The organism is Peloplasma aerotolerans (assembly GCF_030012175.1).
In the GTDB taxonomy this organism is placed as follows: Bacteria; Bacillota_I; Bacilli_A; order Acholeplasmatales; family Acholeplasmataceae; genus Peloplasma; species Peloplasma aerotolerans.
In genome coordinates this window covers 77,014-102,774 of record NZ_JASCXW010000005.1, presented here as the reverse complement: position 1 = coordinate 102,774, position 25,761 = coordinate 77,014, and the positions used below count along the sequence as shown (strand labels likewise).

The window sequence follows — 25,761 nt, the reverse complement described above, 5'->3', positions numbered from 1 at the left end:
GGAGGTACGAAAACAAAAGTAACCGTCATTGATCAGCAGCAAAACGTCATATTTGTTGGAGAAAGTGGTCCATCAAGTATTGATACTGTCACAAATCAAGAAACGTTTTTCGCGATTCAAAAGGCATTGAAACCTTTTTATGAAAAACACCTTGATCCTATTTTTACATCTGTTTTTGCTGGTATTGGAGGCATTGTTTTTGATAATGACTCTAAACAAGTTGAGAAATTATTAAAAGATCTTAAAGGTGTAACAAATCAAACAACCGTGATTGCTAAAAACGATATGGAAAATGCATTATATAGTGGAAACTGTTTCAATGGGGGGATGACATTAATCTGTGGTACAGGTATGGTAGCCTTCGGAAAAGATTCAACAGGAAATGAGCATAAATGTGGTGGTTGGAGTTATAAAGAAGGCGATGCGGGATCTGGATATGCATTAGGTTTTGATGCTATTCATTATGTGATTAGAGCATTTGATGGTCGTTATGAAATAGACGATTTCGCCAAAGAAATCGCAAAACAAATTTCGATGACAAAGCCAACTGATATTATGGATGTTATGGATAGATATTATGATCAAAGAACAAAAATTGCTCAATTAGCACCAATTGTTACGAAGTACGCAAACCTAAACAATCCATATGCAAAGCATATTGTTGATCATGCTACAAACGAATTGAGTCTTGCAGTAAAAGGGGTTTATGAACACTTAAAGCTAAAAAACAAAACATTAGTTGTTGTGGGTAGTTTAGGAAATGCCCAAGGTTATTTTAAAGATCAATTACATCAAAAGATCAAAACAATTGATCAATCGATTCAAATCATATCACCAACAATAGATCCATCATTAGCTGCAGCAATGATGGCTTACCATCAAATACAAAAAAAAGGATGATTCAGTGAATCGTCCTTTTTGCTGCTTATAAGTTTTCAAGTCTAATAACTTCTCTTGCGATCATAACTTCCTCATTTGTAGGAATAATAAAAGCTTTAACTCTTGAATCAGATGTTGAAACCATGCGTTCTCCACGTTTAGAGTTTTGCTCTTCATCAACGGTTACACCTAAGACACTAATTGCTTCTAAGATGCCTTTTCTAATCTCTGGTGAGTTTTCACCAATCCCTGCAGTAAAGACAATCGCATCAAGACCACCCATATAGACATAATATGATCCAATATAATCAGCAATTCGTTTAATTTGAATCTTATGCGCTAACATTGAACGGTAATCACCTTTGTTCATATTATCAATAATATCTCTTGAATCGTTTGAAATTCCAGAAACACCTAAATATCCTGATTTTTTATTTAAATCATCTAAGACTTCAGCATATGTTTTATTTTCCTTTGCTGCAATAAGCATTAAAACAGCGGGATCAACGTTTCCTGAACGTGTGCCCATTGGAATACCCTCAAGTGGCGTTAGCCCCATTGATGTGTCAACTGATTTACCGCCATCTACTGCACATAAAGATGCACCATTTCCTAAATGGCATACGATAATCTTAGCATTTGGATTGTCTAATAGTTCAGCTGCTCTTTCAGATACATATTGATGAGATGTTCCATGAAATCCATATTTTCTAACGCCATACTTTTTATACCATTCGTATGGTGCAGCATATAAATAAGCAAGTTCATTCATCGTTTGATGGAATGTCGTATCAAATACGGCAACTTGAATAACATCAGGTAGTGCTTCTCTAAATGCTTGGATACCTGTAATGTTTGCTGGATTATGAAGCGGAGCTAAATCATTTAAGCTTTTAATCTTTTCAACAACTTCATCAGTGATAATTGCTGAGTCCTTAAAGAGTTCTCCTCCTTGTACCACACGATGACCAACACCTTTGATTTCATCAAGTGACTTAATAATCTTGTGTTTGATTAAACCTTCAACGACTAAATGAACAGCAACTTTGTGATTTTTAATCTCTAGTTTTTCTGTTACTTTTTTATCATTGACTTTAATCGTAAACTCTGCGTTGTCATAACCAATTCTTTCGACAATGCCAGAGGTAATAACCATTTCATCAGGCATTTCCAATAATTGGAACTTAAGTGACGAACTTCCTGCATTTACTGCTAAAATTTTCATATATTGTAATCTCCTTATTAATACTATGATACCTTATTTATAACTATAATTCAAGTAGGCGAATAAACATTCATGTTAATACAGGAAGCCATAGATTGCTACAAACTGTAATATGGTTCCTAAACTTGTGAAAAGATGCCAAATAAAATGAAAATACTTGATTTTCGGATAGGAATAAAAGACGACACCTAAGCTATAAGCAACCCCACCACCAAAGACAAACCAAAATGCTCCAGGTTGATAAGCAAACAGTTGTTCGACAAAAATTAAAGCACTCCAACCCATCGCAAGATATATAAATACGTGAAGTTTTGCATATTTTTTAATCCATATCGATTTAAAAATAACACCAACACCAATCAAAATCCATTGTATGATAAATAAGATGGGTCCTAACCCTAATCCTTCTATTCCAAATAATGGTCGTTGAAGTTCAGGAAGTAACAATAGTGCAGGGGCAAATGTGCCACCAATTAAAATATAAATGGATAAATGATCAAAGCGTTGAAATAAACTTTTCGCTTTCGGATTAAAGATTGCATGATATAAAGTACTCATGGTATACAAATTAACAATCCCAAAGCCAAAAATAATCGCTGCAAAAACTTCTAATTTTGTTTCACTCCTAACTAACAATAAAACAAGCGCAACAATCCCAAAGATTGCCATTAAACCATGGGATACCGCATTCGCTATTTCTTCACCTAATGTTTGTTTGTTATCTAGTTTCATAGCTCATCCTCTTTTTCTATAAATTGGTCTAAAAAATCTTTACCCTTATGTGTTTCTGGCTCAGTTTGAATTAAATCGAAATAATTAAATTGTCTTAAGACTTCATAACTTACGATTGCTACTGCATTAGAAAGGTTTAAAGACCTGACTTTGTCAGTGGTTGGTATCCGGTAACAATAATCCAAATGCTTTGCTAAAATCTTTTTATCAACACCAGTTGATTCTTTACCAAAGATTAAATATAAAGGCTCTTCAAACTTAGGATAATCGATATCAGCATAATTCTTTTTGCCATATCTTGTTAAAAACAAATAAGTACCTTTATTTTTTGCTGCAAAGTCATTAAAATCTTTATAGATAACATAATTTAAATGTTCGTAATAATCTAATGCACTTCTTCTTAATTTTTGTTCATCTATTTTAAAACCAAGTGGCTCTATTAAATGCAGTTTCGCACCAATAGCAACACATGTTCTCATAATATTACCTGTATTTTGTGGAATTTCAGGTTCATATAAAACAATATCAAACATATGATTAGCTCCAATCTCGAATATTTTTCTCATAAAAAGGGGTATTGTCAGTCGACAATACCATCGATTATCATCAAATCATCGTTTAATCATAATCTATTTTTTATATTTTTGAATTAAGTCCTGTTTTATATCCCAAAGTTTTTTAGATAAGTCGACATAATATAAATGTGGTCTTTCTAATCTTAGAACTTCTTGCCATAAACGATCATGCTCTTCTTTTGCGTAAGCTCTAATTTGCTCTAAGCTAGGTAAATCATAAACGCATTTACCATTTTTAAAGATCGGAACTAATAAAGATTTTACATTAAAGTTTTCAATTAATTTACTCTTCCATGGGAAGTTTGGATCAAATAATAAATATGGTTTTGTCTCATCTATGACTTCATCATGCAATGTTATTACATCTGCAATTGCCATACATTTTCCATCATAAAAACGATACACTTGTTTAAAGCCAGGTACTGTAGTTTTTTGAATGTTGTCGCTTATCTTAATTTTATCGACCAATTTTCCATCAACTTCAATCGCAGCTAATTTAAAGACACCACCAAAAACCGCTTCAGAACGCGCAGTAACTAAACGCTCTCCAACACCGAAGGCATCAATTTTCGCACCTTGATGGAGTAATTCCTTAATTAAATACTCATCAAGCGAGTTAGATACGGTAATCTTAGTATCTTTTAAACCTGCTTCATCTAGCATGTTTCTAACTTCTTTTGACAAATATGTTAAGTCTCCACTATCTAAGCGAATGCCTTTCAAAGAACATCCCATAGGTTCTAAAATCTCTTTATGGATCTTAATTGCGTTTGGGACACCTTGATGTAGTGTATTATAAGTATCGACTAATAAAACGGTATTATTAGGATATGTTTGAGCGTAAGCTTTAAATGCATCATATTCTGTTTCATAGCTTTGAACATAGCTATGTGCCATCGTTCCTAATGCAGGTATTTGATACTTAAAATCAACATACGTATTAGATGAACCAATAACGCCACTAATATAGGCAGCTCTTGCTCCATAGATCGATGCATCATAGCCATGAGCACGACGTGCACCAAATTCTAAAACCGAACGACCTTGAGCAGCATAAACAATTCTAGCAGCTTTTGTTGCGATTAAGCTTTGATGATTAATTGTTAATAATATCATCGTTTCAATTAATTGACATTCAATAATCGGACCTTTAACGATGATTAATGGTTCATGAGGAAAAACTGGTGTCCCCTCTTTCATTGCGTACACATCACAAGAAAACTTAAAATGCTTTAAGTATTCTAAAAACTTTTCATCAAATATTTTTTTAGATCTTAAAAATTCAAGCTCTTCTTCATCAAATGTCAAGTTTTGAATATATTCTATGACTTGCTCCAATCCTGCAAAAACGGCATAACCGCCTTGATCAGGTACTGATCTAAAAAATACATCGAAAACAGCGATTTGATTATGTTTCTTATCTTTAAAATACCCATTTGCCATGGTTAATTCATAATAGTCCATTAAAAGTGAAAGTTTTCTATTATTCAATGTTATAGCCTCCCTTTAGACTCTTATATTGTAACACTTTTTCATTATTTTTGTTATAATAATGTCATACAAAGCGAGGTTATTTTCTATGATTATCTTACTATCTCCGGCAAAAACATTTTCAAAAATCAAAGTGACCTCAGAAAATAAACCGCTTTTTAATGAAGATGCTTCGTATCTGATTTCTAAACTCAAGAAACTATCTGTATTATCGATTCATCGAAAAATGAAAATATCTAAGGATCTAGCACAAAAAACTTATGATTATTATCAAACATTTGGCAATGAATCACTGCGTGCTATTTATGCTTATGATGGTTATGCATATAAAGGACTTGATGTTTTTTCTTTAAATGAGAAAGCATTATCGTATATGAAAAACCATTTATATATTTTATCTGGTCTTTATGGTCTTTTGCGTCCTTATGATGGGATTTCATATTATCGATTAGAGATGCAAGATCAAACGATACTAAATCTTTATCGCTATTGGAAGAAAAAAATCAATGATTACATGAATCAACAACATCCAAATGAATGGATTATCAATCTTGCATCGCATGAATACAGTAAAATCATTGAACCATCTAAACACGTATTAACGATTTCATTCCTACAAAAAATGAATGGACAATACAAAACGATTAGCATGCATGCGAAAAAAGCGAGAGGTATGATGGCAAAACACCTTATTTCAAATCCAATTGATGATGTATCAAAGATCAAATCAATTACATTTGATGGATACCACTACGATGAACATCTTTCCAATACTTTCGAATATGTCTTTACCAAGGAGTTAACCCTATGAAAAGATTATTAAGAATGGTTTTATCAAGAACATTTTTGATTTTAATTTTACTTCTGCTACAAATCATTTTACTGTTTGTCTTAATTAATTATATTTCTCAAATTGGTAGTTGGGGTACTATTTTCTATGCAATATCTATTTTAATTATTATCTATTTAATCACAAGAAATGAAAATCCCGCATACAAAATGAGTTGGATTATACCTATTCTCATTTTTCCATTATTTGGAGGTTTATTTTACTTAATCTACAGAAACAGAAACTTCAGTAAAAAAGTTATTCAAAGAGAGCTAGAAATCGAAAAGCAAAGAGAACAATACGTTAAAGATATTAAAAATCCGAAACCTTTTCAAGATACCGTCTATTTACAACAACAAGGCTATCCAACTTATAAACAGACAAAAACAGACTTTTTAGGGTCTGGAGAGTTAATGTTTGAAAAACTTCTTGAAGATTTAAAAAATGCAAAAAAATATATTTTTATGGAATTTTTTATTATCAATAAAGGTTTTATGTGGGATACCATCTTAGATATCTTAAAAGAAAAAGCTAAAGCTGGACTTGATGTTAAAATCATTTATGATGACTTTGGTAGTTCATCACTACCCTACCGATATACTAAACACCTTAAAAAGATGGGTATAGATGCCCTAAATTTCAATCCTATGCGTATTCATTTGAACTTCGCGATGAATTACCGTGATCACCGTAAAATCGTTGTCATCGATGGAAACGTAGGTTATACCGGAGGGATAAACATTGGTGATGAGTATATTAACAAAATAAAACCTTTTGGTCATTGGCTAGATGCAGGTATTCGACTAGAAGGTGAGGCTGTATGGTCTTTAGTCATTTCATTTTTAGAAACTTATCAGTTCATTAGCCATCAAGAAGTTGACTACTTATCTTATAAAAGTGATTTAATCGTTGAATCAGATGGATATGTAGCACCATTTTCTGATACTCCTTTAGATAAAGAATTAACGACCAAAAATATTTTCTTGTCATTAATCTATTCAGCAAAGAAATCAATTTATATAACAACTCCTTACTTAATTATCGATCATGAACTTACAACGGCTTTTACTTTCGCAGCGAAGTCAGGTATTGATATTAAGATTATTATTCCATATGTTCCTGATAAAAAAATTGTCTTTATGGTTACTGAAACATATGTTCCTGAATTGATTGCTGCTGGAGCTAAAGTCTATCGTTATGAACCAGGTTTTATTCATTCAAAGATGATGATCATCGATGGAGTAAAAGCGGTTATCGGTACTGCTAACTTTGACTTTAGAAGTTTGTATTTACACTTCGAAAATACAGTGTATTTAGATCACACAACATCGATTCAACAAATGAATGCCTTTATCAATGAAACGCTCGAACAAAGTGTTTGTGTAACACAAACAGGAAAAAGAAATTTGATTTACAAATTGTTGCAAGTTATCTTTAGAGGATTTTCGAGTATTATGTAAAGAAAAAGTTCCTAGCGAACTTTTTTTATTTAATGCAAAAAAAAACACCACCGAAGTGATGTTTAGTTCAATTATTTTCTTGTAAATCCTAAGACTCCAAATGCGCCACCTAATATAAAGAATAAATAAGTGACAATATAAAATGCAATGGTAATTGTACTATAAATATCTACAGTCAACAATGAGGTTACAAAGACATTAGCGATTGCTGCCATCAAAGCTGCTAAGAATAATGTTGTACTACCGATTCTAAGCATAAAGATTGATAATCTTCCAGGTTTCTTGGTTGCAAATAGCATCCATAATAAGAATGGTGCAGCAATACCAGCTCCAGGTACAATATATGGACTAATAGCTGTTAATTGATTGACCAATCCAGAAACACTACTTAATACAGATGTTAACCAATCTGGTGAAGGTAAAGCTATTGGAACAATCGGAGAAGTCCCTGAAATCGCACTTTCAATAAAGACAAACACTAAAACTGCTGTTAAAACGATGCGAAGAATTAACCCTCTTCTAATCGCCCATAACAACATAATTAACCCTGCAATAAGTGCAATACCAGCATATTCACTAACAAATGGCATACCTGCTAGCATGTTATTTAGCATATCTGCAAAAGGTGTTAAATTATCTATAAATGGCAAACTATCATTTTCTAGGATTAAAGCAGTTGCTAAAAATACAGAAGATCCTAAAACCAATAAGAAACCTAAGGTCCTAACGATTTTACCAAAAGTCCCATTGTAAACTCTTTTATTCACAAAAACCACCACTTTCTATAAAAAATCTATACATTATATATTCTATCATAAATTAAGAAAATTGTAATATATTTGTATTTTTTAGTTAATGTCTCTATTAACCGCTAAATCACCAGCAATGATCCAGTTCTTTTTTCTAAATAGAATATCGAATGCAAAAACTAATGCTGCTGATACAGTTAACATTAATAAAACACTTAGCCATGACGCAAATGAATAACCCATATAATCTAGTGTTTGTAACTGTCCTACAAATGCTGAACTACCCATACCAGCACCAAATCTTGATGTTTCAGTCCCAACGACTAAAACAAAGATAGGACCTAAGATTGCAGATGCAATAATGGTAGGTAACCATATTACAGGTTTTCTTAAGATGTTTTTAAATTGTAGCATCGATGTTCCAAATGCTATTGATAAAACCATACCTATATTATTGTCTTTTCTAGACTGTACTGCAAAACCAATCATTTGTGTTGTACAGCCAATAACTGCTGCACCAGCCGCAATACCTTCTAATTGCAATGCAATAGCAATTGCTGCACTGGATATCGGTGATGTTAATAACATCCCCATGACAACAGCAATAACGATACTCATTGGAAATGGAGCAAATGCAGTAGCTGAATCAATCCCACTCGAAATATATGATAGAACAAAGCCAACAGGTCCGCTTAAAACTAAGGTTAATATAACAGCAACCAATGAACCGAATAATGGAACTAGTAAAATATCGACTGGTGTTCTTCTTACCAATACATAACGCATTGCTAGAATACCAAATATAACAACTAAATAAACGGTAACTGGATCGTTATTCAACGCATAAACCATACCTACACCAAAACTATATTTAAAACTTGTTGCGATACCGCCAATAACAGATGCAACGACAAGTTTCAATCCACTCATCTTTAAGCTTAATGCGATACCAATACCGATACCAATTCCCATTAAGTTTCTTAAAGTCTCAAATAAAGTGACTTCTATTAGGTAAATACCTAACAATCTGCCGAACTGTTGAAAAATAACCCCAATAATCAACGTTGCAAATAAACCGTAAACCATACCATTCATCGTGGTCATCACAAAATTCTTGACACGCTTTTCTTTCTTTGCTTCTACTTTTTCTACCTTTACTTCTTTTTCTTTGTTCATGTTATGATCTCTCTTTCAGTGATTTTAACACTCTACCGATTAGTATAACCTATATCTATAGTGTCATCTAGGTTGAACAAAAACACTATACTTCAAAATGTCTTCATTCAATCCTCTCTTATTATAAAACAAAAAGCTTTGAATGTCATATCTTTTTTATTATTGTGATGAATTTATTTCATTTTTGACAAAAAAAATACCAAAAAATTGGTATTGATCTCATTTATGGTCCCCGCGGCCGGGCTCGAACCAGCACGGATTATTCATCCACCAGATTTTGAGTCTGGCACGTCTACCAATTTCATCACGCGGGGAATATAAAGGTAAAGCCACTGACTTTACCTTAGAAAATTATAACATCTAATATTTAAAAATGCAATTTGTTTTCATAAAATATCTACATTTCTTTTAAAGGTTCTATACCTAATAAACGTAAACCCTCATTAATAACAATTTGAATCATTTGAATGAAATATAGATTAGCGTTTTTATGTTGTTCATTTTCAACATTGATTCTTTGCTTACCATAGAAACTATTGAATCCTTGAGCAAGTCCCATAATGTATCTAGCAATTAAGTTAGGTGCATTTTCTTCCATAGATTTTAAGATGACATGTGGAAATTGAGAGAGTTGTTTAATGATTTCAAAGTAATGGTCTTCTTGATAAAATGTTGTGTCTATATTGGATAGATCTAATGTGTTTTCTTTTAAGATAGACTCTATTCTAACACTACTGTATTGTAGATAAGGCCCAGTTTGTCCTTCAAATTTCAACATGTTTTCTAAATTGAAATCCACATTCAAATGCTTTTCATTTTTTAAGTCATTATATATTATCGCACCAACACCAACAGCTTTAGCAACCTTATCTTGATTTTTTAAATCAGGGTTCTTTTCAGTAATCGCTTTTTTAGACTCATCAATCGCTTTTTTAATGACATCTTCTAAACGTTTGAACTTACCACCACGGGTTGACATTTTCTTGCCATCAATCATGACTAAACCAAAGTTTGCATGAACGATATCAAAGTGGTATCCCATTAAGTCTGTTACTGCTTTTAATTGTTTGAAATGAAGTTGTTGTTCATTACCAACAATATATAAAAACTTATTTGCTTTATAAGTTCTTTGGCGATAGAAAATCGCCGCAATATCTCTTGTAATATATAAAGTTGCCCCATCTGATTTTTTAATTAATGCTGGAGGTAAATCTTGTCCTAAATCAACAATGGTTGCTCCTTCGTCAACTCTTAATAATCCTTTTTGTTCTAATTCTTCAACAACAGCATCCATTTTATCGTTATAAAAGGATTCACCATCATATGAATCAAAAGTTACACCTAATAAATCATACATTTCCATAAATTCTCTAAGCGATTCTTCTTTAAACCACTTCCATAGTTCGAAATATGTTTCATCATTAGACTCTAACCTAGAAAATACATGACGCGCTTGTTTTTCTAAAGAAGGATCTTGATGTTCTTCATCATGAAAACGAACGTATAATTTTTGAAGTTCTGCTATCGAATTTTTTCTAACGGCTTCTTCGTTACCCCATTTTTGATAAGCAACAATCATTTTTCCGAATTGAGTTCCCCAATCACCTAAATGATTGACGGAGACCGTATGATAACCACACTTGGTGTAAATATGATTTAAAGCATTACCAATCATCGTCGATCTTAAATGTCCAATGCCGAAACTTTTCGCGATATTAGGCGAAGAATAATCCATAACAACTGGTTCACCATGACCTACATCTTGATAACCATAGTGTTCTTTCTTCTCTAATATTTCTTTTAAAATAGCTTCAGACAATTTTTGACGTTCTAGATAAATATTTAAAAAACCATTCATAAATTCAATTTTGTCTACTTGTTGATGTTCCATAACAATTTTTGAAAATTGATCATAGACTTGCATCGGTGATGTTTTCCATAGTTTTGCAAACGCAAACAAAGGAATCGCTATATCAGCAACACCTTTTTTAGGTTCTTCAATCACAATACTATCGATCTCGAACTTTTGTTCTATGGCTTCTTTAATTTCCTTTTTGATTTTCTCAATCATATAATCACCTTATCAAAAAAAGCACAAAGTGCTTCTTTATTCATCAATTTGAGCTTTTGCTGCTCTATAAAAGTCACGAACACTACGATTAACTAATTGCATGTCTTCACTGCTTTGTGGTTCGAACGATTCAATGATTTCACCATTTAGGAAAACGATTAATTGAGGTGTCGTTTGTTTCACTTCTGAAAATGCAGTTTGAAAAGCTTCAAATTCCTTCAAATTTTTCGATGGATCTAAATAATAGATATAATCAACATATGCATCCATACCTTCACTTTCAAAGTATGCTTGGAAAGGTGCGATATGAACGAGACATGATTGACATCCTGTATAGCCTACATAAACGATAACGACTTCATCTTGTTCAATGATTTTATCTAAACCTTTGTTAAATAGTGAACTTTTATAATTCACTTGATAAAATGGGTGATCTTCAGTAAAACGAGAATCACTTACAAAAATATTGTATGATTTATAAACGACTGTCTGATTTGTTGGTCTAAAAATCAAGATTAATGCAAATATTAAAACTAAGGATCCAATAATGATGCCTATTGTTAATGGTGGTACTTTGGGTTGAACCTTGCTGTATTTATCAACTTTTATTTTTTTCTTTTTGACTGCCATGGTAAATCCTCCTAGTTAGACTGCTCATCATTATAGCATAAAACCACTGCTTTATCAATGATAAATCACTGATTTTATCTATAAATTATCTTTTATAAAGAAATATCTACACCAAAGACCTTTTGATAGATATCTGGAATATATTTTAAATGTTTTTTAATGTCAAAGCACGCTTCAATTTGATCTTTATCCAAATACTCGTTAATGTCTTTATCACCTAGTAAAAGCTCTTTAAATGATGTTCGTTCATTTAATGCTTTATGTGCGAGTGATTGGACGATATTATAGGCTGCTTCTCTGACTAATCCTTGGTCAATTAACTGATGTAAAACACTTTGTGCAAAGACAACACCTTGTGTTAAATCAATATTTCTCATCATTTGAGACTCATGAACAACAAGTTGATCTAAAGTATGCGCATAACGATTCAACATATAATCTAAAAGTGTTGTTGCGTCTGCGATAATAATTCGTTCAGCTGATGAATGTGAAATATCACGTTCATGCCATAAAGCAATATTATCATAGGCTGTAACCATATAGCCTTTTAAGACTCTTGATAATCCACTAATGTTTTCACTGCTAATTGGATTTTTTTTATGTGGCATTGCTGATGAGCCTTTTTGATCAATTGAAAAATATTCAGAGACTTCTTTAACTTCTGTTCTTGAAAGATGTCTAATTTCAACTGCTATTTTCTCTAGTTCAGCACCAATTAATGCAATAACGCTGATATAGTTTGCATGACGATCTCTTTGCAAAGTTTGTGTAGAGATGTTAGAAGTTTCTAAACCTAGTTTCTTAGCTGCTATGGTTTCGATCATCGGACCATTTGCGCTGTAGTTGCCTACGGCACCACTGACTTTTGCAACTTCCACGTTTTTAGCTGCTTCTATAAATAAATTAAATAAACGTTTAAAATCTTCATACCATAATGCATATTTTAATCCAAAGCTGGTGACTTCAGCATGGATGCCATGGGTTCTTCCCATAATCGGTAAATCTTTATATAATAAAGCTTTTTCCTTTAATACAGCCATCATTTTTTGCATATCTTCAATTAAGATTCGATTAACTTTCTTTAAAATTAAAGATTGAGCTGTGTCAACAACATCTGTTGAAGTAAGACCGTAATGAAGCCATTTTTTCTCTTCACCTAAAGTTAGCGACACAGCTTTAGTAAAGGCAATCACATCATGCTTTGTCTCTTGCTCAATTCGGTAGATGTCATCTAAGTTAAAACTGGCTTTCTCTAGTGCTTCATAAGTTGATTCATCAAACAAACCTTGTTTTAGCCATGCATAGCTGCACGCAAGTTCAACCTTTAAATATGCATCAAACTTGTTTGTTTCACTCCAAAGTTCTTTCATGATTTCACGTTGATATCTTGCAATCATTTTATTTCACCCCTAAAATATTTCTTTTACCATAATCGTCTGTTCACGATCAGGACCTACTGAAAACATGCCAATTGGAACGCCAACGAGTTCACTAATTTTATCTAAATAGTTTTTAGTATTTTGTGGTAAGTCATCATAAGACTTCACATTCGTAATGTCTTCATGCCAACCTTTTACAGTAATATAATTAGGTTTACAATCCATAAAGTCTTCAATATCTGCAGGAATACGATCAATCGTCTCTCCATTAAAGTCATATGAAACAGCAATCTTTAACTCATCAATGCCTGTCAAAACATCCAGTAACGTCACTGCTAAATAACTTAATCCACTTACGCGTCTTGTATGTCTTAAAATGACTGTATCAAGCCATCCAATTCTTCTAGGTCTACCAGTAGTCGTTCCAAATTCATTACCTGTAATTCGTATTTGATCAGCTAATGCGTCGTGAATTTCACTTGGCATTGGACCACTTCCAACACGTGTTGTATAAGCTTTCGTGACACCGATTGCTCCATCAATTAGCCAAGGGGCTACCCCTGTGTTTAATGGAACACTTGATGCTGTTGGAGAACTTGATGTGACAAAAGGATAAGTTCCGTGATCCAAACAAAGCATCACACCTTGTGCGCCTTCAAATAAAATCTTTTGATCTTTTTCAATAGCTTGGTTCAAATATAAAGATGTATCAGTAACATAAGGTGCCATTAACTTCGCATAGGATTGATACTCATCATAAATTGACTTAAAGTCTAGTAATGGATAACCAAACAACGTTAGTTCTCTATTTTTAATTTCGATAAGCTCATATAGTTTTTCTTTAAAACGCGTTGGATGAACAAATGAAGATATACGCATCCCTAATCTGGACGCTTTATCTGTATAAGTTGGACCAATACCTTTATGAGTCGTTCCAATCTTATCGCTTCCCTTAGATAACTCGTAAGCTTTATCTAATTCTTGATGATAAGGTAAGACCACATGTGCTCGATCTGATATATGTAAATTGAAATCATCAACTTTTGCTAACTCTTCAGCAAAAGCTTTTGGATTAATGACCATACCATTTGCCATAACATTTTCTATTTTAGGACTTAATATACCAGAAGGCAATAAATGTAGACTATACTTTTTCCCATTAAAAACGACAGTATGACCTGCATTATTCCCACCTTGATAACGAACAACTAAATCTGCTCTTTGGGCCAAATAGTCAGTTATTTTGCCTTTTCCTTCATCGCCCCATTGGGTACCAACAATCACCATGCGTTTCATTTATTTTCCTCCAAATAATTAAATTCATTTATAAAATAAAAATTGGTTTTTCAACCACAATGATTTTAGCATAAAAGATAACTTTAGTCAATTAGAGTTTACACATAATAAATGATGAAATAGACTTATTTTCTTGTCTATATTGATTAGGTTATGTATAATGAAGTCAGGTGAAAATTATGAACATATTATTTTGTAGTGGTGAAGCTTATCCCTTTAGTAAATCTGGAGGTTTAGCAGATGTTGCCGCAGCATTACCCAAAGCATTAAATCAATTAGGTCATCAAGTTAAAATCATTACACCTTTGTATCAACAAATCAAAGTCCATATTGTCGATATGACACATTTGGGTCAAGTAAACATCAAAATGGGACTATACGAAAAATTAGCTAACTACTACGCCATTGATTATGAAGATGTTACTTATATTTTTGTAGAAAATGATGATTTATTTGATCGTATGAAATATTACGGTTATGAAGATGACGCTTTAAGATTTACTTTTTTTAATTTAGCAATTCTTGAATATATTAAATTAACCAATGATTTTCCTGATATTTTGCATGTCAATGATTGGCAAACCGGTATGGTACCATTTTTTCTGGATGTAAAGTATCGTCAATATAGTAAAAAGTTTGCTTCTATCAAAACGATATTATCCATTCATAATTTAGAGAAACAAGGTTCATATCCACTAGAGACAGAAAAACTATTTGGAAATAAAAATTTTACGTATATTCATTTAGACCGTGTAAACTTCCTTAAATGTGGGATTATGAGAGCTAATGCTATTAATACCGTAAGTGAAAATTATACAAATGAGATTCTTACAAGGTTTTACGGGTTCTCTTTAGATGGTGCTTTAAAGTCAAGAAGAGAGGATCTTTGTGGTATCTTAAATGGCTTAGATCAAGATATTTATAACCCAGAAACAAACTCAAATTTATATAAAAACTATGATGAATCAAACTTCCTTGAAGGTAAAAAGATCAATAAAGAAAAACTATTAAGTGAATTAAACATTCAAGATAATCATATACCGCTTGTTATCTTTATTAACCGCTTTGCTAGACAAAAAGGACTAGACATTTTAATGCCAGTCCTTGAACAATATTTAGCAGATAAGAAGTTCAATTTAATTGCTATCGGTTCTGGTGATGCATTATATGAATCTTACTTCAAAGATTTAAAAGAACAATATCCTGACCATGTTTACTATGAAAAGGGATTTGATGTCGAATTATCACAAAAAGCATATGCAGCGAGTGATATCTTTGTTCTTCCAAGTTTATTTGAACCATGTGGTTTAAATCATATGATTGCCATGAAATATGGTTCACTTCCGATTGTAAGAGAGACAGGTGGATTAAAAGATACCGTAACACCATATAATAAATTTACAGGCATTGGAGTCGGTTTTACGTTTAAGAATTATGATGCAACTGAACTTACTGAAGCCATTGATCAAGCACTTGATATTCTTCATAACGATCAAGAAGCATGGCAAGCTTTAATTAAACAAGCTATGCATGTGAATCATAGCCTAGAAAAAATGGCGAAACAATATGAAACTTTGTATCTAAAAACAATTAACCAAAAATAAAAGGACAAGCGTCCTTTTTTTGTAGTTTATAAGTTGAAATATTTTTTCTTTTCTTCTTGATTTAACTTTTCAATCGCATATCTAAATGAAATCCTAGGCATTGCAATCTCATGTCTTTTCAAATATTCGATGACATCATCAAAATGTGTTGATAAATAGATTTTCAACATCCAACCATATCCTTTTAAAACCAAATAATGATGATCATGCATTAACAAATCAGAAATAACAAATGGACTAATGATGCTTTCATTTTGCTTTTTAATAGGGATAATTAAGACGGTTGCTGCTGCTCTTCTTACTGCAAACTTCTCGTGTTTTGTCCAAGATATAATCCGTTGTGATAACTCCGGAAAGTCATGGATTAAATAACCAAAAGCATGCGTCGTGAAATCATCACAATCTCCCCAATCGTTAACATACTTATATAGCCATGATTCAAAAACATCATATGTATCTAGACGATAGTGCTTTCTTTTACGATACGCAAAGTCATAAGCGATCAAGCTTAAATCCCATCGTCTTTCTTCTAAAAACGCTTCACAAAGCTCAAAAAACTTATCTAAAGGTAAATCTTTGACATGTGGATAATGTTTTTTAGATACTGCTCGAACTTTAGGTGTTGTTTTAGGGCTGATTTGATCAAGTTCTTTTTAAGAACGGAAACGACATATTCTTTATCCATTTTTTTGTTTTAATTTTTCAACCATCGTTGGATCAAAAGTCAGGGTTTTAATCATTTCGATTTCTTCTTTATAAGGTGGATTGCCTTCTACATAAGGTGTTTCTAATATTTTAGGGATATGATTAAAATCTGGATGGTAAATCACTTTGATTAAAGCATCAAATCCTAAATATCCAAATCCGAAGTTTTCATGTCTATCTTTACTTGCTCCTAAAGGGTTTTTAGAATCGTTAACGTGAAATACTGAAATCAATGATTTTCCGATAATACGATCAAACTCTTTGATTACTTCATCAAATTGTTCTTTGACTGCATATCCTGCATCATGTGTATGACATGTATCAAAACAGACACTAACTCTTGTAGGTTCATTGACTAAATCTATTATTTCTTTTAACTCCTCAAAAGTCTTACCGATTTCATTTCCTTTTCCAGCCATTGTTTCTAAAGCAATTTTAACATCTAAAGCTCTCGTATTCTTAATAACTTCTTTAATACCTTCAGCAATCCAGATGATTGCTAACTTGCGATCGCCACCAACAGCACTTCCTGGATGAAGTACGATTTGCTTAGCGTGCATTGCTGCTGTTCTTTTAATCTCTTCAGTTAAAAAGGATACAGCGAAAGCTCTTTTTTCTGGATCTGGATTTCCTAGATTAATAATATAGGGTGCATGGACAACGACGTTATCGAAATCCAATTTATTTTCTTTCATAAAAGCTACAGCTTCATCAATTTTCATATCACTAAGATTTTTACGTCTTGTGTTTTGTGGTGCACCTGTATAAATCATAAATGCATTTGCTTGGTAACTTAATGCTTCTTTCACAGATCCTAGATACATCTCATCTCCTGACATAGAGACATGACTACCGATTCTTAGCATATTGTTTCCTCCTAATTTCTTGTTTCGCTTTTTTAATCTTAATAGCGTTTTTCTTTTTATAGTTAGGTGTTACCTTTTTAGGTTTTTTAATTTTTTTAATCGCGTTTCTTTCTTCTTCAGAAAGTGTATTAGGTTTCTTTAAAACCTTTGTTATGCCTTCTTTTGTTAAATTATAGTTTATAAAAGGTATCCCTTTTTCTTTAAGTTTTTCAATTTTTCGATGATCGTTAACACTCATAAAAGTAATCACGACACCGCTATCATACATTCTTCCGGTTCTACCACTTCTGTGCATAAAAAACTCTAGGTGATGTGGTAAATCATAATGAATCACATGAGAGATTTTAAAATCAAGACCTCTTGCTGCTAAATCCGATGTGACAACATACTGATATTTTAATAAGTTGATATCCTCAATAATTTTCTTTCTTGCTTTAACACCTAAAGTGGCGTTAATATTAACAACTGACTTATTATTTTCTAATAAGCTCTGATAGATGGTTTCTTGATTTTCTTTTTTACTAACAAAAATAAAACAAAGATAAGGATTAATACTTTCTATAACTCGATTTAAAGATTCTAATCGATCATTAGACTTGATATTGATTAATCGATATTCAATATTTAATACATGATTTTTCGTCGTATCAATAAAGTCATAACTTCCAAAGTACTTTTGGATAAATGGTTCCATACCCGGATAAATCGTTGCTGAAAATAATAGATATTTTGCACGATACATCGCTGGTAAAATTGAATCAATTAAAGAAAGAAAATCATAATCAAACATCATATCTGCTTCATCTAAGACAAAATACTTCGCTGTCTGTATTTTTAAAATATTTAACTCAACCACAAACTCATTTAATCTTTGAGGTGTGGCAATAACGATTTGTGGTTGATGTCTTTCCAACCATTCTTTTTCTCTTTGCTTATCTGAACCACCATAATAGGCTTTAACACGAACATCTTTTTCAATCTCTTTAAGCATCTTATCAACTTGAATAACAAGCTCATTGGTTGGAACACAAATGACAACTTGTACTTCTTGTTTATCAAAATTTAGATTTTTAAGGATGGGTAGCAAATACGCATGCGTCTTACCTGTACCTGTTGGAGCGAGTCCTACCAAATGCTTTTTACTTGATATAGCCTTAAAAACACCTTCTTGAATAGGTGTCGTTTTTTCAAAACCAAGTTGTTTTAATTTGTCTTCTATATACATCAAATCACCAAATGTATTATAACATCAAAAGGCATCTAAAGTAAAAAAATCGGCATAATAGGTTATAATTTTAGTATAATAGAAATGGTGATATTATGAAAGTCATAGATTTAACACCTAGAGGCTATTGTCACGGCGTATTAAATGCCCTTGCAATCGTCAAAAAGGTTATCAAAACTGAATCCTATCCTAGACCAATCTATGTTCTAGGTCAAATTATACACAATCAAAAAATTACCCAAGCTTTCAATGAGTTTGGTGTTATTAGTTTAGATCAAAAAGGTAAAACGAGACTAGAAATGCTTGATGATGTCGAAGGTGGAACAGTAATTTTTACTGCCCATGGTATATCCGATCGAGTAATTGAAAAAGCGAAAGAAAAGGGATTGACCTATTTAAACGCGACATGCCGTGATGTTTATAAGGTTCATAAAGCAGTTAAAGATAAATTAGCTGAAGGTTATGAAATCGTCTATATTGGTCACCGCAATCATCCTGAACCTGAAGCAATTTTAGACATTGATCCAAAAATCTATTTCGTTGAAGATGAAAAAGATGCCCTTTTACTCCCCAATGAGCTTAAAGAGAAAAAAGTATTTGTTACAAATCAAACAACTTTAAGTCTATATGATATAGATTCTGTCTTGAAGATTATTGAATCTAAATATCCAGATTACTTATTTGATAATGAAATATGTAATGCAACAACTGTTCGACAAGATGCTGTTCAAAAACAAGAAAAAGTAGATTTAATGCTTGTTGTTGGCGATGAGAAAAGTTCTAACTCCAATAAATTAGCTTTTGTTGGCAATCATTATCAAAACATTCCTAGTTATTTAATTAATGGTGTAGAAGATATTCATCTTGAGTGGCTAAATGGTATTGAAAGTGTCAGTGTAACATCAGGAGCATCAACACCAACTGTTGTCACCGAAGAAGTCATTAACTTCTTGAAACAATATAAAAAAGATGACCCCACAACGTGGGATCATGAATCTAAACTAGACATATTAGACATCCTATGATGTCTTTTTTGTTCCTTTAGTAATGCTTTTAGGGTATTTTTTATTAATATCAGAGATCACTTTATATATATTTTCTTCTCGTTTTGTCATTTCTTGATAAGTAAACAGATTATAATCTTTTTTTAAATCTTTCTTTTGGACAACTTGACTCAAAAATACACCAACAAGTCGAACAGGTTCATGATTATAGTTTTCTTCGAACAATGTATCAATAGCTTCATAGAATAATGCATACTCATCAGTATGTTCATTAAACGTAAAACTGCGATTAATCATTTCAAAGTGAGTATCTTTAATTCTAATACCAACCGTTTTAGCAACCAACTCTTCAGAAACTAATCGTTCATGCGTTTGTTCTAGCAACTCTTCAATAACTTTAAATATCGCTTCATCTTGATCCATATTATAGTTTAGCGTAGTTTCATTACTAATTGATTTAGGAATAGCGTATTTCTTAGGATCAATCACATCGCTACTTCTGCCTAAGATATGATCAAGATATGATTGATATGATGATTCGCTCATCACATCTAAAATATCTTTTTTATATTCATCTTTCGTAAAGTCACCAATGGTCTTAATACCCAAAGCCATCAGCTTAGGATATGTTTTTTTACCAATTCCATACATATCTTGTATAGGTAACGAAAAAAGTTTATGAACGATATCTTTTTTTCTTAAAACCGTAATACCCATGGGTTTTAGCATATCTGAAGCCATCTTTGCTAAAAACAAAGTGGATGCAATACCAATTGAACAAGGTAATCCATGCGTTTCCATCAATCCATCTTGAATTTGCTTAGCAAGTTCAAGTGGATGCTTATTCTTCGAGGCTTCTGTCATATCAACATACGCTTCATCAATTGATCCTGCTAAAATAATATTGGAAAATTGCTTTAAATACGAGAAAAATAAATTCGAATATTTCTGATAAAGATTAAACTCTGTAGGTACAATAATCAACTTAGGATATATCCTTAAAGCATCATTGATATTCATTGCGCTATGTATGCCTAATTTTCTTGCAGGATAAGATGCTGTAGATATAACACCTCTTCTAGATGTTGAACTACCACCAACGACAAAAACCTTATCTTTCAAATAAGGGTCTTTAATCATTGCACAACTTGCAAAGAACGCATTGAGGTCAATATGAAAGATTATTTTAATGTCTTTTTTCATACAAACCCCTTTCTTTAAAACTTAATTTATAGTATAATATCAATGATTACTTAAATGAGGTGAAATCATGGCAAAACAACAAGCAACAAAGAAAAAAACTGAAAACAAAGAAACAGCACCCAAAAAGAAACATTATCAAAATCCAACCGAAACGTGGTGGGGTAAACTCATTGTCTGGATAATTGTGTTTGGTATGGTTGGTTTAGTTATATTGAGTTTCGTTTTAGCGCTAATACATGGTAATGCATAAGAAAAGCTTTTAAGCTTTTTTTATTTTCTTAAAAGCATTTTTGCTTGCTCTATTGCAAAATGTGAGAGTTTCTCATCAGAAAGCATTAATGCAATCATCTCAATCCGTTCATCTTCATTTAATTTTTGAATTCTCGTGACCATACGGTCTTTTTCTTTAATCTTAGTAATCCCATAGTGATGATTTGCTCTAGCAGCAACTTGTGGTAAATGGGTAATGACCAATAATTGCATCATATCACTTAAGACATTCATCTTAGTAGCAACCTTAGCTGCAGTCTTTCCGCTAATACCAATATCAATTTCATCTAGTATCAGTAGTGATAACTTATTGGCTTTAGCATAAATACTTTTCAAAGCGAACATAAAGCGTGCACGCTCGCCACCACTAGCGACTTTTGCTAATGGTTTAACAGGCTCGCCTTCATTTAAAGATATATAGAACTCAACTTGATCTAATCCAGTTTCCATCAATTGAATGTCACCAGAATCATCTTTTTCAAATTCAATATTGAAAACAGATTTATCTAGATCTAAATCTTTTAATTCAATTAAAACATCTTTAGATAATTGTAGTGCAAGTTTGCTTCTTAACTTAGATAACTTTAAACCACTCTCATAAGCCTTTTGAAAGGCTTTTTTTACTTCTTGGGATGAACTCTCGATATAGGCATCATAATCAGTTATAAGATGTAATTCTTCTTCAATTTCTTTTAAATAGTCGATGACTTCATTAATTGATTTTTGATATTTTTGCTCGATTTTGATCAATTCAAAACTTCTTTCTTGCATCAGATTAAAAGCTTCTTCATCAAAGTCAAGTCCTTCAATGGTTTGATAGACTTTTGATTTGACGTCATCAAGATCATAATATGCAGAGACTAATCGTTCACTCATCTCTTTATATTCAAGATCAAGATTTGATATTTTTTCTAAAGCACGTCCTGCCTCATAGACCTGATCAATTTGAAACATTTCGTTATCTAATTGTTGATAAGCTGTTCTTAATTGATTCATGATTTTATCATGATTTTTTAGCTTCTCAATTTTATCTTCAAGCACATCTTTTTCATCTGGTTCTAGATTATATCCTTTAAGTTCTTTAACTTGGTATTCTAAAAAAGATTGTTTTTCTATACTTTGACTTTTCTTTTGTTTTAGAGTTTCAAAATGTTTTTTCTTAGCTAGGTAATGACTGCGGTCAATTAAATATTGGTTTAAGAGTTGATCAACACTTTTTTGATCGACTTGATCAATAAATGTTAAATAAAATGATTTGTCAAATAAGTTCATTGTTTCGTTTTGTGAGTGGATACTACCAATGGTATTCATCACTTCTTTAAGTCTTGATAGTGTTGTGATTTGGTCGTTTATACGCATCGTATGACGACCATTTTGGTCGATTTCTCTTTCTACATCTATTAACTTTGGTAGGTCAAGAATTTCCTGTTGGCTTTGATTTAATTCAAAAAGACCATGGACATAGGCTTTACTTTCACCATGGCGAATCATTTGTGCATCACTGCGCTTACCAAAAAGAAGTTGTAAGGATTCCATAATAATAGACTTACCAGCTCCAGTTTCACCGGTTAATGCAGTTAATCCAGATTCAAATTGCATTTCTAAGTCATCGATTAGCGCAAAGTTTTTGACATGCAATGCTTTTAACATAAAACATCTCCCACCAATTTTCTTATGTTTTGTTCATTTTTCGTATCTTTTATATATAAAACATACTCTTGATTTCCTTGTTTTCCCTTTAATCCTGATTTCTTTAAATCATAGATTGAAAAACCTAATGCTCTAGCTTCTTCTAAAACAGAGGTTAAGATTTCTCTATGTTTCTTTAAATCTTTTAATACACCTTGTTTAAAGTGGATATTTCCAGCTTCAAATTGAGGTTTGATTAAAGCGATGATTTCATTTTGAAATGATACCAGGTGCGCTAAAATCGGTTTAATTGAAGTAAATGAGACATCGATTAAAATCACATCAGCTTTTGGTAGATCAACATCCAAGATATTCGTACCTTCAAATAAATGAATTTTGGGATCTTTTTTTAAGTTCTCATCCATTTGGTTTGTCCCAACATCATAAGCATAAACTTCTTTTGCTCCATGTTGAATCGCACAATCGGTGAATCCACCTGTTGATGAGCCTACATCAACTACGATTTTACCATGAAGATCAATACCAAAATCCAATAAAGCTTGTTTCAATTTTTCGCCAGCACGACTAACGAATTGTTCATTTTCTAACACAAAAACGATATGATCTTTAATTTCGTATCCAGCTTTTAGCATCACTTCACCATCAACTAAAACAAGACCACGTTTGATGAGATCCGTGGCCTTACTTCTTGATTTTGCTAAGTTATGTTCAACAAGATAGTGATCCAATCTCATTTTAGAAATTCCTTTATATGTTTAATCATTGCTTTTTGATCCATTTGATATTGTGCAAGCATATCTTTATAGTGACCATGTTCGACAACTTGATCGGTTATTGACATGGATGTTATTTTATTTTGATAACCATGTGTTGCCATAAATTTTAAAATCTGTGGATATAAAGATCCTGTATTCGCAAGTTCTTCATAGACAAAGATAGGATCATTCGTTTTGCAAACTGCATGCAACATTTTTTCATCCATCGGCTTAATAAATCTGGCATTTACAATTTGTGCATTTAACTTAAGTTCTTCATTGACATGCTTTAATAAATCAAGACTTGGTCCATAACTAATCATCTGTAAACCTGTTCCTTTTTCTAAAATCTTCCAAACAGGTTTAATCTCAGTGAATTCAATAATATCTTTTTCCTTATCATATAAAACAGTACCCCTTGGATATCTAATCACGAAAGGCTTATTTTGCAACATAAAGCCATAATAGAGAAGTTCACTGGCTTCTTTTGCATCATAAGGCATCGTTATCGTCATATTGGGCATTAAGTAAAACATCGAGACATCAAACAATCCTTGATGGGTTGAACCATCTTCACCAACAATACCAGCTCGATCAATACCAAAGACAACATGATGATTTGATCTAGCAATATCATTTAAAATTTGATCAAATGCTCTTTGGGCAAACGTTGCATATAATGGTAAGAATACAGGAATACCTTGATGAGCAAGTGAAGCTGCCATGGTTGCTGCATGTTCTTCTGCAATACCGACATCTAAATAGCGATCTTGGAATTGACTAGCAAAAGCACTAAACTTTGCCCCAACTTCCATCGCAGGCATAACAACAAATGTTTCTTTATACTTTTGGAGTTCAATTAGATTTAAGCAAATCATTTCACTCCACGAAATACCTATCTTTTTAGAATTAGATGGTTTAGAAACACCATGATAAGTTCCAATCTTATCATTTTCTGCTTCAATATGTCCTTTACCTTTTTCAGTAATAATATGCAATACAACAGATTTCTTTATTTTTTGAATACGTTTAAGATTATATATTAATCCCTTAAGGTCATGACCATCAATAGGACCAACATACATATATCCTAAATCTTCAAAGATATTTTGTCGTTGGAAAAATCCCCGTAATCCTCTTTTGACACGACTTAAAAAAGATAAAATAAATCTCGGTAAAATACTTTGCCAAATTCTTTTCCACTTAATAACAACTTTCATAGATCTAAACTTCGTTAAAGCCTTAGAAATAGACCCAACACTCTTAGAAATGCTCATTTCATTATCATTTAAAATAATAATCCCTTTAGTATTTGGATCACTACCCAATAAGTTTAACGCTTCAAATGCCATACCGTTTGTAATAGAGGCATCACCAATAACCGCGATACCTTCACCACGCTCTTTTTTAATTTTTTTAGCGTATAAAACACCTAATAAAGCAGATAATGCTGTACCTGCATGTCCACTTTCCCATTGATCATGAATAGATTCTTTATAGTTTATATATCCTGATAAACCATTGGTTTGTCTAAGTGTATCAAACTGACTAATTCTACCTGTCAATATTTTATGTGTGTAAGCTTGATGACCAACATCGAATACAAATACATCTTCAGGACTATTAAAAACATAATGTAATGCGATAATAAGTTCTACAGTACCAAGGTTTGAACTTAAATGACCACCTGTTTTTGAAATTGAATCAATCAAAAACAAGCGTATCTCGTCTGCTACGGCTTTAAGTTCTTTATGATTTAAGTTTTTTAGAAAGCTAGGATCCTTGATGTCTGTTAACTTCATTATGCTTTAATTTCCTTCACGATTAATTTTTCTGCGTCCTCTAACATTTGATAGCATGCCTTTGATAGCTCAAGACCTTTTTGGTATTTTTCAACGGCTTCATCAAGAGTGATTTCTTTGTTTTCAAGATCTTTTACCACTTGTTCAAGATCTTTTAATAATTGTTCAAATGTTTTCTTCTCCAT

General features: G+C 32.2%; 24 protein-coding genes and 1 tRNA gene. 6 read left to right on the top strand and 19 right to left on the bottom strand.

All coding sequences use genetic code 11. The features are described from left to right. Positions 1–900: BadF/BadG/BcrA/BcrD ATPase family protein (locus QJ521_RS03025; protein ID WP_282838943.1), on the top strand; the 900-nt coding region annotated here is incomplete at its 5' end. 25 nt (positions 901–925) lie between these two features. Here QJ521_RS03025 and QJ521_RS03020 read toward each other — a convergent pair. The 4 genes from QJ521_RS03020 to QJ521_RS03005 form a co-directional block, all read right to left on the bottom strand. Then, entirely contained in the window at positions 926–2,104 is a 1,179-nt protein-coding gene (locus tag QJ521_RS03020) for an acetate/propionate family kinase (RefSeq protein ID WP_282838942.1), read from the bottom strand. A gap of 75 nt (positions 2,105–2,179) precedes the next feature. After that, entirely contained in the window at positions 2,180–2,836 is a 657-nt protein-coding gene (gene trhA / locus QJ521_RS03015; RefSeq protein WP_282838941.1) for a PAQR family membrane homeostasis protein TrhA, read from the bottom strand. Then, positions 2,833–3,369: a tRNA (cytidine(34)-2'-O)-methyltransferase gene (locus QJ521_RS03010; protein ID WP_282838940.1), complete on the bottom strand. Its 537-nt coding sequence runs from the start codon at positions 3,367–3,369 to the stop codon at positions 2,833–2,835. The genes trhA and QJ521_RS03010 overlap by 4 nt, the downstream gene beginning before the upstream one ends. A 96-nt stretch (positions 3,370–3,465) precedes the next feature. Beyond that, positions 3,466–4,902 (bottom strand): nicotinate phosphoribosyltransferase, encoded by a 1,437-nt coding sequence (locus tag QJ521_RS03005; protein ID WP_282838939.1) that lies wholly within the window; start codon positions 4,900–4,902, stop codon positions 3,466–3,468. A gap of 88 nt (positions 4,903–4,990) precedes the next feature. Here QJ521_RS03005 and QJ521_RS03000 point away from each other — a divergent pair, with 88 nt between their 5' ends. Continuing rightward, positions 4,991–5,713, top strand: a complete 723-nt coding sequence (locus tag QJ521_RS03000) for a YaaA family protein (RefSeq protein ID WP_282838938.1) — start codon at positions 4,991–4,993, stop codon at positions 5,711–5,713. Continuing rightward, positions 5,710–7,191 carry a cardiolipin synthase gene (gene cls / locus QJ521_RS02995; protein WP_282838937.1) on the top strand — a complete coding sequence of 494 codons (1,482 nt, stop codon included), beginning with the start codon at positions 5,710–5,712 and terminating at the stop codon, positions 7,189–7,191. The genes QJ521_RS03000 and cls overlap by 4 nt, the downstream gene beginning before the upstream one ends. Positions 7,192–7,262: 71 nt before the next feature. Here the strand turns inward: cls and QJ521_RS02990 are convergent, their stop codons facing one another. The 7 genes from QJ521_RS02990 to QJ521_RS02960 all read right to left on the bottom strand — a co-directional run bounded on the left by QJ521_RS02990 (position 7,263) and on the right by QJ521_RS02960 (position 14,492). Beyond that, positions 7,263–7,958 (bottom strand): hypothetical protein, encoded by a 696-nt coding sequence (locus tag QJ521_RS02990; RefSeq protein WP_282838936.1) that lies wholly within the window; start codon positions 7,956–7,958, stop codon positions 7,263–7,265. 81 nt (positions 7,959–8,039) lie between these two features. Then, positions 8,040–9,116, bottom strand: coding sequence for a PTS sugar transporter subunit IIC (locus QJ521_RS02985; protein ID WP_282838935.1), 1,077 nt, complete (start codon positions 9,114–9,116; stop codon positions 8,040–8,042). A gap of 226 nt (positions 9,117–9,342) precedes the next feature. Continuing rightward, positions 9,343–9,430 (bottom strand) — tRNA-Leu (locus QJ521_RS02980). Between the two features lie 83 nt (positions 9,431–9,513). Continuing rightward, entirely contained in the window at positions 9,514–11,187 is a 1,674-nt protein-coding gene (gene argS, locus QJ521_RS02975) for an arginine--tRNA ligase (protein WP_282838934.1), read from the bottom strand. A 36-nt stretch (positions 11,188–11,223) separates the two neighbouring features. After that, positions 11,224–11,817, bottom strand: a complete 594-nt coding sequence (locus QJ521_RS02970; protein WP_282838933.1) for a hypothetical protein — start codon at positions 11,815–11,817, stop codon at positions 11,224–11,226. A 92-nt stretch (positions 11,818–11,909) separates the two neighbouring features. After that, positions 11,910–13,214 (bottom strand): adenylosuccinate lyase, encoded by a 1,305-nt coding sequence (purB, locus tag QJ521_RS02965; protein WP_282838932.1) that lies wholly within the window; start codon positions 13,212–13,214, stop codon positions 11,910–11,912. A 12-nt stretch (positions 13,215–13,226) separates the two neighbouring features. Then, positions 13,227–14,492, bottom strand: a complete 1,266-nt coding sequence (locus tag QJ521_RS02960) for an adenylosuccinate synthase (RefSeq protein WP_282838931.1) — start codon at positions 14,490–14,492, stop codon at positions 13,227–13,229. A gap of 179 nt (positions 14,493–14,671) precedes the next feature. On the opposite strand from QJ521_RS02960, the gene QJ521_RS02955 reads away from it, so the two are divergent. Next, the gene (locus tag QJ521_RS02955; RefSeq protein ID WP_282838930.1) at positions 14,672–16,096 is read left to right on the top strand and encodes a glycogen synthase; all 1,425 of its coding nucleotides are present in this window, start codon (positions 14,672–14,674) and stop codon (positions 16,094–16,096) included. Between the two features lie 26 nt (positions 16,097–16,122). Here QJ521_RS02955 and QJ521_RS02950 read toward each other — a convergent pair whose 3' ends face one another. The 3 genes from QJ521_RS02950 to QJ521_RS02940 are packed head-to-tail and all read right to left on the bottom strand — an operon-like array spanning position 16,123 to position 18,892. Further along, positions 16,123–16,734 carry a DNA alkylation repair protein gene (locus tag QJ521_RS02950; RefSeq protein WP_282838944.1) on the bottom strand — a complete coding sequence of 204 codons (612 nt, stop codon included), beginning with the start codon at positions 16,732–16,734 and terminating at the stop codon, positions 16,123–16,125. Between the two features lie 39 nt (positions 16,735–16,773). Further along, entirely contained in the window at positions 16,774–17,667 is an 894-nt protein-coding gene (locus tag QJ521_RS02945; RefSeq protein WP_282838929.1) for a deoxyribonuclease IV, read from the bottom strand. Beyond that, complete coding sequence (locus tag QJ521_RS02940) at positions 17,651–18,892, bottom strand: DEAD/DEAH box helicase (RefSeq protein ID WP_282838928.1); 1,242 nt, start codon at positions 18,890–18,892, stop codon at positions 17,651–17,653. Before QJ521_RS02940 ends, QJ521_RS02945 begins: the two co-directional genes overlap by 17 nt. Before the next feature lie 95 nt (positions 18,893–18,987). Here QJ521_RS02940 and ispH point away from each other — a divergent pair, with 95 nt between their 5' ends. Further along, a complete protein-coding gene (ispH, locus tag QJ521_RS02935) occupies positions 18,988–19,917 on the top strand; it encodes a 4-hydroxy-3-methylbut-2-enyl diphosphate reductase (protein ID WP_282838927.1) in 930 nt (309 codons plus the stop codon). Here ispH and QJ521_RS02930 read toward each other — a convergent pair. Next, entirely contained in the window at positions 19,912–21,099 is a 1,188-nt protein-coding gene (locus tag QJ521_RS02930) for a Y-family DNA polymerase (protein WP_282838926.1), read from the bottom strand. The genes ispH and QJ521_RS02930 overlap by 6 nt on opposite strands. A gap of 67 nt (positions 21,100–21,166) precedes the next feature. Between QJ521_RS02930 and QJ521_RS02925 the strand changes: the two genes are divergently transcribed. Then, positions 21,167–21,349, top strand: coding sequence for a hypothetical protein (locus QJ521_RS02925; RefSeq protein ID WP_282838925.1), 183 nt, complete (start codon positions 21,167–21,169; stop codon positions 21,347–21,349). A gap of 20 nt (positions 21,350–21,369) precedes the next feature. Here QJ521_RS02925 and recN read toward each other — a convergent pair whose 3' ends face one another. The 4 genes from recN to xseB are packed head-to-tail and all read right to left on the bottom strand — an operon-like array spanning position 21,370 to position 25,761. Further along, positions 21,370–23,019: a DNA repair protein RecN gene (gene recN, locus QJ521_RS02920; protein ID WP_282838924.1), complete on the bottom strand. Its 1,650-nt coding sequence runs from the start codon at positions 23,017–23,019 to the stop codon at positions 21,370–21,372. Continuing rightward, positions 23,013–23,753: a TlyA family RNA methyltransferase gene (locus QJ521_RS02915; protein WP_282838923.1), complete on the bottom strand. Its 741-nt coding sequence runs from the start codon at positions 23,751–23,753 to the stop codon at positions 23,013–23,015. Before QJ521_RS02915 ends, recN begins: the two co-directional genes overlap by 7 nt. Next, on the bottom strand, positions 23,750–25,576 hold the full coding sequence (dxs, locus tag QJ521_RS02910; RefSeq protein ID WP_282838922.1) for a 1-deoxy-D-xylulose-5-phosphate synthase: 1,827 nt from the start codon (positions 25,574–25,576) through the stop codon (positions 23,750–23,752). Before dxs ends, QJ521_RS02915 begins: the two co-directional genes overlap by 4 nt. After that, complete coding sequence (gene xseB, locus QJ521_RS02905) at positions 25,576–25,761, bottom strand: exodeoxyribonuclease VII small subunit (RefSeq protein ID WP_282838921.1); 186 nt, start codon at positions 25,759–25,761, stop codon at positions 25,576–25,578. Before xseB ends, dxs begins: the two co-directional genes overlap by 1 nt.

Excerpts from the sequence above, each read along its gene's own strand:
- QJ521_RS03020 (WP_282838942.1), bottom strand. The coding sequence starts at position 2,104 with ATGAAAATTTTAGCAGTAAATGCAGGAAGTTCGTCACTTAAGTTCCAA.
- trhA (WP_282838941.1), bottom strand. The coding sequence starts at position 2,836 with ATGAAACTAGATAACAAACAAACATTAGGTGAAGAAATAGCGAATGCG.
- QJ521_RS03010 (WP_282838940.1), bottom strand. The coding sequence starts at position 3,369 with ATGTTTGATATTGTTTTATATGAACCTGAAATTCCACAAAATACAGGT.
- QJ521_RS03000 (WP_282838938.1), top strand. The coding sequence starts at position 4,991 with ATGATTATCTTACTATCTCCGGCAAAAACATTTTCAAAAATCAAAGTG.
- cls (WP_282838937.1), top strand. The coding sequence starts at position 5,710 with ATGAAAAGATTATTAAGAATGGTTTTATCAAGAACATTTTTGATTTTA.
- QJ521_RS02985 (WP_282838935.1), bottom strand. The coding sequence starts at position 9,116 with ATGAACAAAGAAAAAGAAGTAAAGGTAGAAAAAGTAGAAGCAAAGAAA.
- argS (WP_282838934.1), bottom strand. The coding sequence starts at position 11,187 with ATGATTGAGAAAATCAAAAAGGAAATTAAAGAAGCCATAGAACAAAAG.
- QJ521_RS02970 (WP_282838933.1), bottom strand. The coding sequence starts at position 11,817 with ATGGCAGTCAAAAAGAAAAAAATAAAAGTTGATAAATACAGCAAGGTT.
- purB (WP_282838932.1), bottom strand. The coding sequence starts at position 13,214 with ATGATTGCAAGATATCAACGTGAAATCATGAAAGAACTTTGGAGTGAA.
- QJ521_RS02960 (WP_282838931.1), bottom strand. The coding sequence starts at position 14,492 with ATGAAACGCATGGTGATTGTTGGTACCCAATGGGGCGATGAAGGAAAA.
- QJ521_RS02955 (WP_282838930.1), top strand. The coding sequence starts at position 14,672 with ATGAACATATTATTTTGTAGTGGTGAAGCTTATCCCTTTAGTAAATCT.
- QJ521_RS02945 (WP_282838929.1), bottom strand. The coding sequence starts at position 17,667 with ATGCTAAGAATCGGTAGTCATGTCTCTATGTCAGGAGATGAGATGTAT.
- QJ521_RS02940 (WP_282838928.1), bottom strand. The coding sequence starts at position 18,892 with ATGTATATAGAAGACAAATTAAAACAACTTGGTTTTGAAAAAACGACA.
- ispH (WP_282838927.1), top strand. The coding sequence starts at position 18,988 with ATGAAAGTCATAGATTTAACACCTAGAGGCTATTGTCACGGCGTATTA.
- QJ521_RS02930 (WP_282838926.1), bottom strand. The coding sequence starts at position 21,099 with ATGAAAAAAGACATTAAAATAATCTTTCATATTGACCTCAATGCGTTC.
- QJ521_RS02925 (WP_282838925.1), top strand. The coding sequence starts at position 21,167 with ATGGCAAAACAACAAGCAACAAAGAAAAAAACTGAAAACAAAGAAACA.
- recN (WP_282838924.1), bottom strand. The coding sequence starts at position 23,019 with ATGTTAAAAGCATTGCATGTCAAAAACTTTGCGCTAATCGATGACTTA.
- QJ521_RS02915 (WP_282838923.1), bottom strand. The coding sequence starts at position 23,753 with ATGAGATTGGATCACTATCTTGTTGAACATAACTTAGCAAAATCAAGA.
- dxs (WP_282838922.1), bottom strand. The coding sequence starts at position 25,576 with ATGAAGTTAACAGACATCAAGGATCCTAGCTTTCTAAAAAACTTAAAT.
- xseB (WP_282838921.1), bottom strand. The coding sequence starts at position 25,761 with ATGGAGAAGAAAACATTTGAACAATTATTAAAAGATCTTGAACAAGTG.